Here is a 15,210-nt window from a genome sequence, read left to right on the forward strand (position 1 = left end):
GGTCGGCGTGCGAGTTGGGGGATGCGAGCAGCATCGCGGCCAGTGCTGCGATAGCCGCCAGGGCGACGGTGATCTTGTCGTAGCTGCTCATCGGACACCCGCCTCGGCGAGTGTGATTGCGCGCTCGAATGCGGCTTCTACCTCGGCGAATGTGCGACCGGGAATGTCATTCCAGTGATAGAGAAACGGTTCAACAATTTGCGATGGGCCGCCGACGGCTCTGGATACGAAGCTCACCGCACGATCGACACGCTGAGCAGGGACGGGGATATTGTTCGACATGGCAGTCCTTTCGTAGGATTGCTGGTAGGAACGGTGGCGAGTGAGGCTTCCGGCAAGATGAATCACTCGCCACCGTCTGCTGTATTCAGTTGTGGGGCATGACGGTTCAGGCTTTTTTGTTTCCGCCGATGGTGAAGTCCACGTGCGAGCGATTGCGTCGTTCGGCCTGCTGCCGCCAGCTCGCCTCGGCCCGCTTCCAATCGGCTTCCGCCTGTTCCCAGCTCTTCCGCGCGCGACGCGAGAAGTGGATCGATGCGCACGACATGAGAACCGTGAGGGTCGACGAGCCGAGAACGACCAGCGCAACGGCGCTCACGACGCCGCCTTGGAGGCGGCGGGCTCGGAGCCGATCAGCGCTGTGATCGGGACGCCGAGAGCTTCGGCGATCCGCGCTAGCTCGTCGACAGAAAGCGGTGCGTGGCCCGCCATGCGGCGGGAGAGTGCCTGCTGGCGCATGCCGACCTCGTGAGCAAGTGTGGCTTGAGTGCGCTTGGCCCGAGCCATCTCGGCGCGGATATTCGCGGAAACTCTCTCAGAGAGTGATTCACCGTGCATGGTCTATAGGTCTACACCGCAAGAGAGTGAATTACAAGCATGGAAGTCAGGTCGTTCACTCGGATTTCGCGGCGATGCTCTCCCGTAGCGCTTGCTTTCACACTCTAGGCAGGTAAGATACGCGCTTATGACAACATTGATGCTGGTCGATGGGAGCCGAGGCGAATGCCGATCCAAGGCCGTCGTACGGCGTATCCGCGAAGAGCTGGCAAGGCAGGGCGTATCAGTGTCCGAGGTCGCCCGCAGGCACGGACTGGCTCAGCAGTATGTCTCGCGTCGAATGACGGGCGCTACCGACTGGAAAGTCGGGGAGCTGGACGACTTCTGCGCGGCGGCTGGAATCTCGTTTGGCTACGTCACGACTGGCGTTCGCCAGCTTCCGGGTAACGACGACCCGAGCGGCAACGATGGTGTGGTGCGCCCGAAGGGATTCGAACCCCTAACCTTCTGATCCGTAGTCAGATGCTCTATCCGTTGAGCTACGGGCGCGTGCTATTCAATTGTTGCAGGTCAACAGGTTTGGCCTGCAGACCGACGCGGAGGCGAGAGGATTTGAACCTCCGGTCCCCCGTAAAGGGGACAACTCATTAGCAGTGAGTCCCATTCGGCCGCTCTGGCACGCCTCCTGAACTTCCCGAGGGTACCGGAACCCATAAATGGATTCCGAACCGCCGAGGGCACAGAGTACAGGCCCGCGAGGCCGGAAGGCAAAGCCGTTGGTCGCCATCCGGTCCAACATGCACAGATAGTCTGTTCCAGTGCCTGCCCGACTTCGCCCCGAGCTGACCGAACTGCCGGCGTACACCCCCGGCCGCAACGTCCCCGGTGCCATCAAGCTCGCCAGTAACGAGACCGTGCACGGACCACTGCCCAGCGTCCACACGGCCATCGTCGAGGCAGCAGCGCAGATCAACCGTTACCCGGACAACGGCTACGCCGAGCTGCGCTCACACCTGGCCAAACACGTGGACATGCCGCCCGAACACATCGCGGTCGGATGCGGATCGGTGAGCCTGTGCCAGCAGCTCGTACAGGTCACCGCCACGGTAGGTGACGAGGTGCTGTTCGGCTGGCGGTCCTTCGAGACCTACCCGCTAGTGGTGCGGGTCGCCGGGGCCACCCCCGTTCAGGTGCCGCTGACCGACCACACCTACGACCTGGCGGCCATGGCCGCCGCGGTGACGGACGCCACCCGGCTGATCTTCGTCTGCAATCCCAATAATCCCACCGGCACCGTGGTCCCACCCGCCGAGCTGCGCCGGTTCGTCGAGGCGGTACCGCCCCACATCCTCATCGCAATCGACGAGGCATACATCGAGTATGTGCGCGAAGACTTCACCGACAGCATTGCCCTTGTTCGCGAACATCCCAATGTTGTTGTGTTACGCACCTTCTCAAAGGCCTATGGCCTGGCCGGCCTGCGGGTGGGCTACGCGATCGGCGATCCCGATGTGATCACCACGCTGGGCAAGGTGTACGTGCCGTTCAGCGCGTCCAGCCTCGCTCAGGCTGCGGCGGTGGCCTCGCTGGGCGCCGCAGAGGAACTCCTCACACGGACCAATGATGTTGTCGCCGAACGCATAAGAGTGGCCCAAGCACTCCGGGAGGCGGGATACCAGGTGCCGCCATCGCAGGCCAACTTCGTGTGGCTACCGCTGGGCGGTCGCTCGTCGGAGTTCGCACAAGCCTCCGCCGAGGCCCGAATCATCGTGCGCCCCTTCGGCGCCGACGGCGTGCGAGTCACCATCGGCGCACCCGAAGAGAACGACGCATTCCTGGAGTTCGCGCGCTCCTGGCGTTAACTCACTCGTGACAGTTGCGTGGTCTCGGCCCACTCGACGGTGAGTTCGACAACTTCGCGCGCACCGGGCAGCACGAGCGCCAGTGGCGTCAACGGCCCCTCTGCCACGCCGGTGAGTACCCGGGCAGTCGACACTGGGTCGACCACCGAGACCGTCACCGCCGCAACGCACTCCGCCGGACGCACGTAAAAGCGGGTGCCCGGGTCCACCAGTCCGGTGAGCTCCGCACCGGAGATGTCCATCGCCTTGGCACCCTCGGACAACGAAAGCAACACCGGACGTTGCGAATCCACGACGAACGGCCCCATCAGGCCCGCGGCCATCACCGCCTGCGAATCATCGATCGCGGGCACCTGATCCACCCGACCGGCGGCGATCAACGACTGCTCCAACAGATAGCGGTACAGCTGCACCACCCGGTCGGCATTGCGGTGATTGCGCGCATCATGCAACCAGAATTCGACACCTTCGACATCTGCGGTACCGCCCTGCACGTACAGGCGATAGAAGCGATATCCGAGATCCGGTGCACCGTGCTGGGTTTCGGCGACTGTCGCACCGACGCCCAACGCCTTGACGTACTGCGCCTCACCTTCGGTGAAGTTCAATTCCGAGGAGGACACCTCGCGCCACACGGCCCCGTTCACGGATGCGTGCAGCCGTACGCTGGCCGGCTGCTGCCCCGCGCTGGTCCGCACCGCCAGACCGCCTAGCTGTGGGCGCTCCTTGAATTCGAACTCGATGAAAGACGGCGACTTTCGGGTAGCGGTGGGCACATTGCGCGCTGCGGTGTCCAGCTCTACCCCGTTGGTGAGGAACCAGATGGCGGCCTGGGTTCCCGCGATGGCCTCGTGGTCCTTGATGTTCGCCTCGCCCAGATACCCCGCCGCACGCAACCGGCGACTCAGCTGTGCCGTCGACAGCGCCGGGAAGGAGTTAGCCAAGATCCAGGCCACCTGAGATTCACGGGTGCGAGCCCGCAGGTTCGCCACCGACAGCCAGTCGGCCACGGCGTAGCCCGAGGGCAGGTTGGGGGCGATCCCCGCAATATCGAGTGAATACGCGGCGACAGTGGGGTTCAGGCGAATTAAATCTGTGCGAGCAGAAGTTCCGTCAGTGAACACAACCTCGTCCACGGTGGACGAATAGGTGCCCCCGCGGTACCTCGTCAGGCGCTGCGGGAGCACCTCGGCGTGGTGGCCGTGACGCCTGCCAGTGATGCGGGCAGACGGCCATTCGACGAGCGATAGCAAAGAATGAGTGGTCATGGGTTGGTTGATCCTTGTGCCGGCGGATTGCAACCCAGGAGCGCGTCAACGTCGGTAGACGGCGATCCCGGGTGCCAGGGGCGGGGTTAGGGAATCAACAACAACAGCAACACACGGCGGCGCTGCGCGCCCCGAAGCTGTCGGCGCGCAGCGCGCTGATCGCCCGGAGTCGGTGCGACTGTGCGACGTGCTGCATGCATCCAGTCTACGGATCCCCGGCCGCGCGCCGGGATTTCCACCGGCGTCGCTTCCCCGGAGCGAGCGAATGCGATACGGGTTCACGGCGACCCAGCGGGTCACCTGAACCGGCCGCCCGGAGTTTGGCGCACGGGTGTTCGTTACCTGATGCGCCGCCCCAATCGCGATTAGGATTTCAGACATCAGGTCTTGATCCCATTCGCTGAGGAGGAAACCGCTGTGCCCGCTGCCAAGAATGAATCCCAGGCCCTCGGCGATCTCGCCGCACGGCAGCTAGCCAATGCCACCAAGACCGTCCCCCAGCTGTCGACGATCACCCCGCGGTGGCTGCTGCATCTGCTGAACTGGGTACCCGTCGAGGCGGGCATTTACCGCGTGAACCGCGTCATCAACCCCGACAAGGTGGCGATCCACAGCGAGGAGCAGGGCGAGAACGAGGCCCCGCTGCCGCAGACCTACGTCGACTACGAGACCAACCCACGCGAGTACACGCTGCGCACCATCTCGACGCTGCTCGACATCAACACCCGGGTCTCGGACCTGTACTCCAGCCCGCACGACCAGATCGCCCAGCAGCTGCGCCTGACCATCGAGTCCATCAAGGAGCGTCAGGAAAGCGAGCTCATCAACAACGCCGAGTACGGCCTGCTGGCTCAGGCAACACCCGAGCAGACCATCAAGACCCTCGGTGGCGCTCCCACACCGGATGACCTGGACGCCCTGATCACCAAGGTATGGAAGACCCCCGGTTTCTTCCTGACCCATCCGCTGGGTGTGGCGGCGTTCGGCCGTGAGGCCACCCGCCGTGGCGTGCCGCCAGTTGTCGTGAGCCTGTTCGGTGCGCAGTTCATCACCTGGCGCGGCATCCCGATCATCCCGTCGGACAAGGTTCCGGTGAAGGACGCCAAGACCAAGATCCTGCTGGTGCGTACCGGCGAGGAGCGCCAGGGCGTTGTCGGCCTGTTCCAGCCCGGCTTGGTCGGCGAGCAGGCACCGGGATTGTCGGTGCGGTTCACCGGAATCAACCGGTCGGCCATCGCCTCATATCTCGTCACCCTGTATTCGTCGCTGGCCGTGCTGACTGATGACGCACTGGCCGTTCTCGACGACGTGCAGGTGGACAAGTTCCATGTCTACAAGTGACGCGATTCCCGTAACCGACAGCCCGCCGGGCTTCCCCTCTGCGGCGGAGCTGTCGGCATTGGCCACTCAGTTGTTTTGGGAGGCCACACCTACCGGAGCACCGGGTATCGACACCCCAGGACCGGCGGTACCTGTCGCGCCCAGGGGCAACGTCCCCGACGCGACGGCCGGTTCCTCCGCGGCGGCCACGGCGGGCTCGTTGGCCAGCCCATACGCACCCGCACCCGTCGCCGACGCGCTGTCGACCGCAACGGTGGCCCCGCCGGTCGCGGCTTTCAGCTCGGCGACCCCCGACGGGATTCCCGGAGCGGTGCCGGTGGCACCTCGCGGCGGTGGCGGTGACCTGACATCGGGCGCCTCTGCGGCGCACACCGCCGCAACGGGTTATCCGACAACCGGTCTCGCCGATTTCGCGGTCCCCTCGGGGCTGGTGCCGACAATCCCCGGGGTGCTCGCCACCCCCTCGGTGAACTCGGTGGGCCCCGCCACCACGTCACCCCGGGTGGCTCCGCACTCCCAGGCGCTTTCCGTGCCGGATCTGGGGTGGACGCCCCCCGTGGCACCAACGGGAGGCGACGAGGCGAACTACTACTTCCTGGGTGGAGCGCCGTCCGCGGCGCCGATCCACGAAGACGCACGCGCCTTCGACGTCGCGTCGATACGGGCAGATTTTCCGATCCTGTCCGAGACCGTCAACGGTAAGCCGCTGATCTGGTTCGACAACGCCGCGACCACGCAGAAGCCGCAGTCAGTGATCGATCGCCTGGTGCACTTCTATCAGCACGAGAACTCGAACATCCACCGTGCGGCACACGAATTGGCAGCACGGGCCACCGATGCATACGAGGATGCGCGCGGCGCGGCCCGCAAGTTCCTGGGCGCCGAGGCCGACGAGAACATCATCTTCGTGCGCGGCGCCACCGAGGCCATCAACCTGGTGGCGCATGCCTGGGGCAGTAAGAACCTGGGACACGGGGATGAAATCGTCATCACCCACCTGGAGCACCACGCCAATATCGTTCCGTGGCAATTGATCGCGAAGAAGACCGGCGCCGTCATCAAGGTGGCTCCGGTGGACGACGCCGGCAATCTGCTGCTCTCCGAGCTCGAGGATCTGGTCGGTCCGCGCACCAAACTGGTTGCAGCCACCCAGGTTTCCAACGCGCTGGGGACGGTGACGCCTGCCAAGCAGATCGTCGAGATCGCGCACCGCTACGGCGCGCGCGTGCTCATCGACGGCGCGCAGTCGGTGCCGCACCTCACGGTGAATCTGCAGGAGCTGGGTGCCGACTTCTTCGTCTTTTCGGGTCATAAGATCTACGGCCCCACCGGGATCGGCGTGCTCTACGGCAGCGAAGACGCGTTGGCGGAGACGCCGCCGTGGCAGGGCGGCGGCAACATGATCGCCGATGTCACCCTGGAGCGCGCGGTGTTCCAGGGGCCGCCCAACAAGTTCGAGGCCGGCACCGGAAACATCGCCGACGCCGTGGGACTGGGCGAGGCGCTGCGGTATGTCGAGCGCATCGGCATCGACCGGATCGCCGAGTACGAGCACGCGCTACTGGAGTACGCGACACCGCAATTGGCTGCCATCCCCGGTGTGCGGCTGGTGGGGACGGCCGACCACAAGGCATCGGTGCTGTCGTTCGTGCTCGACGGGCACGATCCGGTGGAGGTCGGTAAGGCGCTCAACGCCGACGGCATCGCGGTGCGTGCCGGACACCATTGCGCGCAGCCGATTTTGCGCAGGCTCGGACTGGAACAGACGGTGCGGCCCTCGTTCGCGTTCTACAACACCTTCGACGAGATCGACGTCTTCATCGACGCGGTGCGGCGGCTGGCCGAAAGCGGAGGGCCCAAGGCGTAAGGCTCAGTTCGCCGAGCGCATACCGCACGCAGGCGTCTCACCGAAACACCCTGCGCCTGGTATGCGCTCGGCGGGCTCAGCTCGCGCGGCTCACAATTGTCAGCAACACCGCCGAGTCTTCCAGTGCCGTGAGGTCATGGCGCTCCGGCGGAACGATCACGTAGTCGCCGGTGGCCAGCGCGGCCTTCGTGGATACCGCCGTCAGCTCCACCTTCCCACTGAGCACCAACAGGGTTGTCTCACCGGGATTCTCATGTTCGGCAAGCTTTCGGCCCGCCGCCAGCGCCATGACCACCTGCCGTAGCGCGTTGCCGCTACCGCCGTGCACGGTATGTGCAGCCCGGCCGCTATGCGCGCTTCGCGCTATTTCGACCTGCGCATCCCCCAAGTCTGTTATCGACATGACATCCATGATTGCCTCCCTTACCTGTGGACTCCCGATCATTCGGGCCGCACACCGACCAAAGCGACCGCTGTCATCGCGTCGCTGTGTTCACGAAACGTACGGCGCATGGTGAGCACTCGCTTGCGCGCCGCACCATGCAGGAGAACGTTTTTCAGCAGACGCAGGGCTCCGAATACGCCCTCGTCGGCGATGACGCGACGCGGGTTGAGCAGTGCCATCGGCGCCCGGTCGGTGCTCACCACCTCGAATCCCGAGGCCTTGAGCAGCTCGCTCCACTCGGCCACGGTGAGCGGCCGAGCGTTGACCTTGATGGAACGAGCCAGCGCACGGCGAATTTCGTCTTTGGTGGCGGTATCCACGGAGTCCGGCGTGAGCCCGAGCTCGTGAATCGCGTACCGGCCGCCCGGCCGTAGCACCCGATAGGCCTCGTCCACGATGGCCCGCTTGGCCTTGTCGTTCTGCATCGTCAGCATCGCCTCGCCCACGACGACGTCGGCACTACCGTCCGGCAGGCCCGTGCTGGCGGCATCCGCGACGATCACGCGCCCACCACAGGGTGCGACCACATCACGTACCGATTGGGTGGCCGCCGCGGTGTCGTCCACACCGACATAGGACCGCGGGCGCAGCGCCACGATGTCGCGCGCGGTCCGGCCAAGACCCGGCCCGAGTTCGACCACATCGGCATCAGTCACCTGCCCGGCGGCCAACAGCCGCGTGGTCAGTTCAAGGCCGCCCGGGCGCAGGACGCGCTTGCCCAGCCGCGCCAACAGCCAGTGCCCGGGAAGATCTTCGTCTCTGCGCCCAGCCAGCGGAAGTGTTTCTCTGTCAGCCATGACTCCAATTTAGAGGATACTTCTCCTTTTAAATAGGCCTACGTCCATGGCCGGTTGGATTCACCGCGGACGCAAACCTCCCAGCGCGGCACCGGTCCCACTAACGTGACCGCGCGTGACTGCCTCGACGACATCCCTCAACGCGATCACCGATGCGACCCGCGCGGCAGTAGCCGACAACCCGGCCGCCGCAACGGTGGTGTTCAAGGCATCCGCCCAACCGGAGGGCACGGTCGGTAGCGCAGTCGCCCTGGGCAAGTACCGCGTGCACGTCGACGAGCCACCGGGCCTCGGCGGACAGAACACCGCGCCCAACCCCGTCGAGTACTACCTGGCATCGCTGCTGTCCTGCCAGGTGGTGACCTATCGCTTCTGGGCGGAAAGACTAGGGGTTCAAGTCGATTCGCTCAGCGCCAGCGCCGAGGGTGATCTCGATGTACGCGGGTTCTTCGGCCTGGACGACAGTGTCCGGCCCGGATTCCAGCAGATCCGCGTCACCGTGACGGTCTCGGGGCCGGACAGCGACGAGCGGTACCGCGAGCTGCAAGAGGCCGTGGACGCACACTGCCCGGTGCTGGATCTGACCACCGGCTCCACCCCAGTACGTACACAACTCATCACGCGGCCGCGGTCGTAAACCCGTTGCCGGGCGCGCACGCGCTCTGGCAGCATCGGCGGCGCCCCGCCCTAGACCGCGCTAACCGGTACGCGCGGTCCGCTGCATCCGCAGCCGGCGAGGGAGGCAGCCCGTTCGAGCCGGGCCGGGACCCAGAAAGATCCCCCAGCTGCGCACCGTCCAGCTGCGGCGTTAAGAGCGGTGGCGGAGGGATTTGAACCCCCGGACGGTGTTAGCCGTCTCTCGCTTTCAAGATACCTCGAACTGGGTATCCCGCAGTAAGGTTGCGTCGCTTGGGATGTCCTGACGTGCGCTACAGCCGTCCGCTGAAGGTGTATGCCGGACGCGATAGTGGCAGGAGTGTGGCAAGGTCCCACCGCGACAACCACAGTCCACCCGCCTGTCTCGGCGTGTCGTGACAGGTGCGACCGGCGCAGTTGTGAGGATGGATGACTGTGACTAAACCGGTCGTTTCTGTCAGGCTGCCTCGGTCGCCATTTCCATAGTACGTCGATTTGTCGAGCAGCGGGTCACACGGCACATAGCGATTGGTGATTGGTTCGCCCTCCAACGCGCATCAGCGATCAAGTTTCATTACATCGGCCAAGACTCGGTTCCAGATACGTTCACTGATGGCGAGTTTGAGCTCGATGCCGAGGTAGTCAGCGTCCTCGCGGTCGAGTCGTGTGGCATCGTTACATGCTTCAGCAGCGACACGTCCCAGTAATTCGAGCCGGTCACGGATCGCGTTGTACTCGGTGAGTATTCCGGTGTCAGTCTCGGTCATGTGCCTATGCTGTGCCGTAATCCGTAGCGGCACAAGTGCCTTCATTACTACGGCGGACGAATCCTGCATCGGCGGAACAGTTTTCACGGCAACGACACCCGGCATCAGGCCCTGCAACTCTGGCGGCAACCGCCGCCGATTGCATTCCTGAACTCGTCAATGCCGACCGGCATCGGGTCGGCAACGGATTAGGCAGATGCATGTGTGTGATTTGCGCCACACGCGAGGTGTGGTGCCGGTATCCGCCGGTCAGCTGAAGCATCAAATCCGTTTCACTGGAACAGGTTCCCGGTAGCGGACAGGCAGAGCCGCGGAATGGGGAGCTCGATGTCTGAGGAACAGCGCACGAGCGAGGCGCAGCAGTCGGCGCGCAGAGATGGACGGCGTCCTACAAAACCGATTGCATCCACGAAGTAGGACTACCACCATCATCGTCATCGGGATCATCGCGCTGATGTACGGCGCTGCGCCACTCTTGCTGGATTCGGCGTTGGCAGTCCTGTTCAATCTGTTCGCGAACATGGACGGGAACGGTTCGGTCGCCGAAGTCAGATAAAGAACCCGCATCACGTTCCTGCTGTTCAGCTAACCAGTCCGCGATTCTCTCATCCACCATCGCGTGGTAGCGGGCACGGAACCGCACCTGGTCATGTTCCTCGGGCGCTATCGCGGTCTTCTCATCCGAGTTGTCTGGACCAGGGATGTCCTCAACCTTTTTGCCCAACAACCGTGCCAACTCTTCACGCGAAGGCACTGCACCGGTGCGCAGCGCTTGTTGCATCAGCGGATGAAGATGCGCGATGTCAGACATGCTCAGACTTTGGGTATCCAGCCAGACCACGACGGGGACAACACAAAAGCCTGCCCCTGGGGGTCCTTGCACGCAGTAGTTGCCTTGTCATCAACCCCACAGGTCACGCCATACACCGTCAGGGTGTGAAAAGGCGGCAGAGTCTTCGCGCCCGATGTATTCGTGTGGCACGTTGGAAGCGAGTCCGCCCATTGGCGTAGGCCTTGACTGGTGCTTATCGAGTTGTAGTTGTAGCGCCGCGTATCCGGGTCGCACGTCGCCGGAGGGATGGCAGGCAAGTTATTGCCACTGCAACCGGCAGAAGGGGGTTGTCCGAAACCGCATGCTATTCCATCCGGAGTATTGAATTGATAGACGGTTAGTTTTTCGGGGCGTCCGGGGTTGTCGAGTTCTTGCGTGTAGTCGTCGGGGTTGGCCCGGGTGTAGTTGTCCATGTTCGGGAACCGTGCGGCATCGGCCGATTTGGGCGGATCCGTGGTTGGTGTGGGTGGGTCGGCGGTGGCGGTGCAGGCCGACGCTAGCCCTGCTGTGGCGAAGAGCATTAGGGCCGTTATGAGACGAATCATCGTGCCGTCCAATCGGTGGTCATCTTTGTCCGGGTTGGGTGTTGACTCGGATGTCTTGTACGTCGTAGTGCACCGGGCCTGTGGGATGGCCCTGGCCGTCTCTGGGCTGGAACCACTGGCTGCCGAAGAGCCCAACGTTGTCGAGGGTTGATCCTGGCAGGATATAGCCGCCGTAAGGGGCTGGGACATTGTTCGCAGACCCGGGGGCATTGTTCATCACTACGGTTGGGTTGCCTCCAGTAACACTGATGGGGTTATCGCCGACGCGAACTTCGACGGTCGGGATACCTGTTCCGCCGTTTTCGCTGTTGAAGTTTGTTCCAGCAAGGACGGGTTTTCCGTCGATCTCGCGGAAGCTGATTTCACCCCAGTTCTGGCCTTGCTGCGTGATTGTGGTGGTGGCTGGCTGTCCGGCGGTTCCCCAGGTGTTGTTTCCGTTATAGGGCTGCCAGGAGCCCCGGTCTGCGATGTGTTCGGGGTCCACGCGATACATGGAGACGCCTTGGCTGCGGTCGAAGGCGTCGGCGGCGATATAGACCTTGCCGTCGCTACCTTGATAGCCACTGACTTGTGTCGGGAGGCTGGCGGTGCTGGTGCCAACGCCCGCGTGGCCTGGTCCGGGGTCGCTGTTGGGTGTCCATTCACGGTAGCTGCCTTCGATGGGTTTCCAGCCTTTGGCGGGGTCGTTGTTCACTTCAACTAGCCAAGAGCCACCCCGTGGGTTTAGGCCCTCACTAGTATTGGTGCCGACCACCATCATGAGAGTGCGCCCGTCGCGGGTGGTGATGGAGCCTGCGGGCAGCGTGTTATTGGCTCCGTTGTTGATAGCTGCTTGCGGCATCGGGAACAACGGGCTCGAACCCTGCACCTCGTTGGGCAAACCAGGGTTGAGCGTTGTTCCGTTCAGCGGTGCACCGAAATGGGGTTGTCCCTTTTCATCGAAAGTGACCGGCACTGCCACCGAGGAGTAGTGCGGATTGCCTTCCCCACCTACTTCAGGATTGCCATAGGAATCCCCGAATACCGCGACATACTGCCCGTTGGGGAGTTGGACGACCTCCCCCAGATCGGCGGCTCTGATGCCAGGGATGGCGTTGGGGTTATCGGTGCCCGCGACAGCGCCGCGATTAGTCACTTGACCAGGAGCCAGCGGTGGGGGTGCCAGTTTGGGGCCGTTAGCCCCCCCGAGCGCGTCGAGAGCGTTACCGATCGCGGTGGCGGTGTTCTCATCGGCGACGCCCAACTCGTCGGCCAACCGCCCTAGATTTCCGCCCTCGGTTTTGGCCTCGTTGGCACGTCGGTTTTGCAGGTCGGTGATTGCGGAGTCATCCAAGCCCATCATCTTGGCGAGTTTCCGGGCGGCTGCATAGTCGTATTTGTCGATCACGTCCCAGTTTTCGGTGACCTCAAAGCTGTTGCCTTCCAAGCCTTGTGCTTTGGATTTGAGGCTATCAATCATCGGCCCCATGGTCTTTTTGCCGTTCTCGTACGCGTCGGCCAGGGCGTTCAGGTCGGCGGCGACGATACGGTTCTGGGTCAGTTCACGGTCACTACGGGCCACAGCGGATTCGCGGGCCTTACCTTCCCAGTCGAAGTTGTTCACCGTGGTGTGCACCCGCAGCCCTGACTCGGCAAGTTTGGACGCAGCATCGCGCAGGGGTTGGGCCAAATCGCCGAGGGCGTTGACGTTGGCCTTGAACACCTGACTCTTTTGTGGGCGACCCATGAGACTACTTGCGGGACAAGTTGATATCGCCCATGCCGGTGAGCCCGGTAGCGACCTGCTGCGACATCCACGGCGGTGTCAGCAAGCCGGGAGCAAGTGTGCTGGAAACCAACTCGAACGTATTGCCGGTGTTGCGCAGCAGGTTCGCCATGATTTCGTCGCGCCCCCCAACGATCTTCAACGCTGACTTCACCGCATCGTCGGCGGCCGAGAGCTTGGCGGCGGTCACAAACCCTTCCAACCCCGCTTTGGCTGCGGACTCGTCAGGCACCGTGATTCCCGCGACTACTGCTTTTTCTGCATCAATTTTGTCCGCGCCCGCCCGCAATTCGCTCGGTGTGACCCTGATCGTCATCGACTGTCCTCCCCACAGCTAACAGATAGATGTCACTGTACAACGCATGTAGTGCATGGGTATGCGAAGTGTTCAGAGAAGCGGCCGTAGCGTCTAGAGTTCCGGTGTGGGTCCAGATTTCTCTTTGATCGATTCCGAGCAGAAGGCGCAGCAGCTTTGTGCGCAGGGCTCTTTAGTGCGCATGCTGCTGCTCCCCGCTGAATTCAGTGGGCCGGACATCCCCGAGAACGTGGTTTACGTGCCTGCCTGGTTGGCCTCGGCGAAGGCGGGCATCGATCTCAACATTGTCCGTCCGCTCATCCTGGATGGAACGGTCGAGCAATACTCGGCTACCCCTGAATACGACGGTGCATCCTTCGTGCCAGTGGCCGTGCACATCAGCGCCTGGCATCCCGATTCCCCGGACGGCGGGTTCACCTCCACGCTCGGAGTATGGGGTATCGGGCTATCCACGTGATCGCCCCTGAGCGGCGCAACTACCCCATATACATCTGACGTACAACGATGGCGTTGTGGTGACGACGTACCGGCTCACTAGCAGACTGGCCGCCGCGTTTGCGTCGTCGGCATGCTCCACCAACGTGTCCGGAACACCGGTGCCGTCGACTAGGACCGCGATCATCACCGAGAAGGCGGGCATCGTCGCAAGGTGTGGCAATTTCAGGCTTTCCGGCGTCAGGCTCAATACCGGAAATACGCCCTGAAGAGCGGTGGCGGAGGGATTTGAACCCCCGGACGGTGTTAGCCGTCTCTCGCTTTCAAGTCAGCGCGAACTGGGTAAACAGGATCGTAGCTGACAATCCCGGTGTGCACTGACGTGCACTGCGACCTTCCCGGACGACCATCCGCAGGTGGCGATTGTGTCAAAGCGGTGTCAACTTCGAGTGTCTGGCCGAAGGCACCGAGGTCGCCGACGCTGCAGTCGACTGTGTGCACTCGCGTAAACCGAGCCTTCTGACGAAACACCGATCTGCTTCGGCGTGTCGTGACGGCTCACTCGTGAATTCGCGGCACTCCGTAAATCATCACTCGTCATGAGCGAAAACGATGCAACTCCCTCGCGACCGGTGTTGTACACCATGGAGGAGACAGCCGAGATCCTGCGCGTCTCAAGAGAGTATCTGTATCGGATGCGTCAGCGCGGCCAACTGACCGTCGTGAAATTTGGTAGACGCACGTTGGTCGAGGCAGCGGAGATCGAGCGGGTGGTCGCCGCCGCCCGCGCCGCATGAACCTCGCCATGACAGTCTCCGCAACTAAACGGCTACTCCCCCTCTGTAGCGTGGCCACCACATAGCGGCGGCCACACACCGCGAGAACCGTCGCTGAGCTCACCGCAGACCACGCAGCTGATTTCCGCTAAGCGTTCGGCCTTCTCGATCCGGTCGAACACCGCATCACCCTCCTTAGAGGTCACGACATGACCGATCAATAGCATCCCGCCGTCCCATACGTTGTCGACGAAAAGATCGGGGTCCATGACGCGGAGGTCACGAATTAGGTTCGCATACAACAATGCCCAGCCCGGCCAGTAGCACGCGGGCCAGCGATGCGGTTCAGGGCCTGGTTCGCTCATAGTGAATCTTCCCGCACCAGAATCGAATCCGGCTCGCCCTCGATGCGCGCGATCGTCGCCCACGGGCGTTCGTTGAGCATGTCCGCCGTGTATCCGTCGAGCATGATCGCTGCCCACACCGTTGCTGTCACCGGGCAGTTAGGGCAGAGGCGTGCACTGACCACACCGAACCGCCCTATGCGCGGTGGGTAATCCCAACCCTCGTCGAACGCATCATCCGCGGTCAATACTTCGTCACGACCGCAGACCTCGCAGATGTGATGGAGCTGGCCCTCATCAGTCGACACAAGTGCAGTATCACTGACATCCCGACGGCTTGTCGACGGTGGTTATGTTGCCTTGCAATAGTTTACGGCAAAAGAACCGGCAATTTTCGGGAAGAGGTGGAAATGGCCGTAATCAGGAACCGATATGCC

The 15,210-nt window shown here is 63.1% G+C and carries 17 protein-coding genes and 2 tRNA genes; 6 read left to right on the forward strand and 13 right to left on the reverse strand.

Annotated features, from left to right (window positions below):
- Positions 1-388: 388 nt before the first annotated feature.
- The 4 genes from AOT83_RS10720 to AOT83_RS10735 all read right to left on the reverse strand — a co-directional run bounded on the left by AOT83_RS10720 (position 389) and on the right by AOT83_RS10735 (position 1,463).
- A complete protein-coding gene (locus AOT83_RS10720; protein WP_057966352.1) occupies positions 389-598 on the reverse strand; it encodes a hypothetical protein in 210 nt (69 codons plus the stop codon).
- Positions 595-837, reverse strand: a complete 243-nt coding sequence (locus AOT83_RS10725; RefSeq protein ID WP_057966351.1) for a helix-turn-helix transcriptional regulator — start codon at positions 835-837, stop codon at positions 595-597. The genes AOT83_RS10720 and AOT83_RS10725 overlap by 4 nt, the downstream gene beginning before the upstream one ends.
- Before the next feature lie 413 nt (positions 838-1,250).
- Positions 1,251-1,326 (reverse strand) — tRNA-Arg (locus tag AOT83_RS10730).
- A 48-nt stretch (positions 1,327-1,374) separates the two neighbouring features.
- Positions 1,375-1,463, reverse strand: a tRNA-Ser gene (locus tag AOT83_RS10735).
- 132 nt (positions 1,464-1,595) lie between these two features.
- Between AOT83_RS10735 and hisC the strand changes: the two genes are divergently transcribed.
- Positions 1,596-2,639: a histidinol-phosphate transaminase gene (hisC, locus tag AOT83_RS10740; protein ID WP_057966350.1), complete on the forward strand. Its 1,044-nt coding sequence runs from the start codon at positions 1,596-1,598 to the stop codon at positions 2,637-2,639.
- On the opposite strand, the gene AOT83_RS10745 is transcribed toward hisC, so the two are convergent.
- Entirely contained in the window at positions 2,636-3,907 is a 1,272-nt protein-coding gene (locus AOT83_RS10745; protein WP_057966349.1) for a thioester domain-containing protein, read from the reverse strand. The two genes, hisC and AOT83_RS10745, sit on opposite strands and share 4 nt — an antisense overlap.
- A 417-nt stretch (positions 3,908-4,324) precedes the next feature.
- On the opposite strand from AOT83_RS10745, the gene AOT83_RS10750 reads away from it, so the two are divergent.
- Positions 4,325-5,248, forward strand: a complete 924-nt coding sequence (locus AOT83_RS10750; protein WP_030096076.1) for a family 2A encapsulin nanocompartment shell protein — start codon at positions 4,325-4,327, stop codon at positions 5,246-5,248.
- Positions 5,235-7,115, forward strand: coding sequence for a family 2A encapsulin nanocompartment cargo protein cysteine desulfurase (locus AOT83_RS10755; protein WP_057966348.1), 1,881 nt, complete (start codon positions 5,235-5,237; stop codon positions 7,113-7,115). The genes AOT83_RS10750 and AOT83_RS10755 overlap by 14 nt, the downstream gene beginning before the upstream one ends.
- A 76-nt stretch (positions 7,116-7,191) precedes the next feature.
- On the opposite strand, the gene AOT83_RS10760 is transcribed toward AOT83_RS10755, so the two are convergent.
- Positions 7,192-7,527, reverse strand: a complete 336-nt coding sequence (locus AOT83_RS10760; RefSeq protein ID WP_057966347.1) for a cupin domain-containing protein — start codon at positions 7,525-7,527, stop codon at positions 7,192-7,194.
- Positions 7,528-7,556: 29 nt separating this feature from the next.
- Positions 7,557-8,357, reverse strand: coding sequence for a class I SAM-dependent methyltransferase (locus tag AOT83_RS10765; RefSeq protein ID WP_057966346.1), 801 nt, complete (start codon positions 8,355-8,357; stop codon positions 7,557-7,559).
- 115 nt (positions 8,358-8,472) lie between these two features.
- Here AOT83_RS10765 and AOT83_RS10770 point away from each other — a divergent pair, with 115 nt between their 5' ends.
- Positions 8,473-8,994 (forward strand): OsmC family protein, encoded by a 522-nt coding sequence (locus AOT83_RS10770; RefSeq protein ID WP_057966345.1) that lies wholly within the window; start codon positions 8,473-8,475, stop codon positions 8,992-8,994.
- A 556-nt stretch (positions 8,995-9,550) separates the two neighbouring features.
- Here the strand turns inward: AOT83_RS10770 and AOT83_RS10775 are convergent.
- The 4 genes from AOT83_RS10775 to AOT83_RS10790 form a co-directional block, all read right to left on the reverse strand.
- Positions 9,551-9,760 (reverse strand): hypothetical protein, encoded by a 210-nt coding sequence (locus AOT83_RS10775; RefSeq protein WP_057966344.1) that lies wholly within the window; start codon positions 9,758-9,760, stop codon positions 9,551-9,553.
- Between the two features lie 388 nt (positions 9,761-10,148).
- Complete coding sequence (locus tag AOT83_RS10780) at positions 10,149-10,571, reverse strand: hypothetical protein (RefSeq protein ID WP_057966343.1); 423 nt, start codon at positions 10,569-10,571, stop codon at positions 10,149-10,151.
- 585 nt (positions 10,572-11,156) lie between these two features.
- On the reverse strand, positions 11,157-12,740 hold the full coding sequence (locus tag AOT83_RS10785) for a DUF4185 domain-containing protein (RefSeq protein ID WP_157858368.1): 1,584 nt from the start codon (positions 12,738-12,740) through the stop codon (positions 11,157-11,159).
- A gap of 127 nt (positions 12,741-12,867) precedes the next feature.
- Positions 12,868-13,218: a hypothetical protein gene (locus AOT83_RS10790; protein ID WP_057966341.1), complete on the reverse strand. Its 351-nt coding sequence runs from the start codon at positions 13,216-13,218 to the stop codon at positions 12,868-12,870.
- Between the two features lie 106 nt (positions 13,219-13,324).
- Between AOT83_RS10790 and AOT83_RS10795 the strand changes: the two genes are divergently transcribed.
- A complete protein-coding gene (locus AOT83_RS10795; protein ID WP_057966340.1) occupies positions 13,325-13,675 on the forward strand; it encodes a hypothetical protein in 351 nt (116 codons plus the stop codon).
- A gap of 577 nt (positions 13,676-14,252) precedes the next feature.
- A complete protein-coding gene (locus AOT83_RS26775; RefSeq protein WP_057966339.1) occupies positions 14,253-14,450 on the forward strand; it encodes a helix-turn-helix domain-containing protein in 198 nt (65 codons plus the stop codon).
- A gap of 32 nt (positions 14,451-14,482) precedes the next feature.
- Here the strand turns inward: AOT83_RS26775 and AOT83_RS10800 are convergent, their stop codons facing one another.
- Both AOT83_RS10800 and AOT83_RS10805 read right to left on the reverse strand, forming a co-directional pair.
- The gene (locus AOT83_RS10800; protein WP_057966338.1) at positions 14,483-14,698 is read right to left on the reverse strand and encodes a hypothetical protein; all 216 of its coding nucleotides are present in this window, start codon (positions 14,696-14,698) and stop codon (positions 14,483-14,485) included.
- Between the two features lie 92 nt (positions 14,699-14,790).
- The gene (locus tag AOT83_RS10805) at positions 14,791-15,081 is read right to left on the reverse strand and encodes a hypothetical protein (RefSeq protein WP_057966337.1); all 291 of its coding nucleotides are present in this window, start codon (positions 15,079-15,081) and stop codon (positions 14,791-14,793) included.
- Positions 15,082-15,210 lie beyond the last annotated feature (129 nt).

Source organism: Mycobacteroides sp. H001, assembly GCF_001440005.1.
In the GTDB taxonomy this organism is placed as follows: domain Bacteria; phylum Actinomycetota; class Actinomycetes; order Mycobacteriales; family Mycobacteriaceae; genus Mycobacterium; species Mycobacterium gwanakae.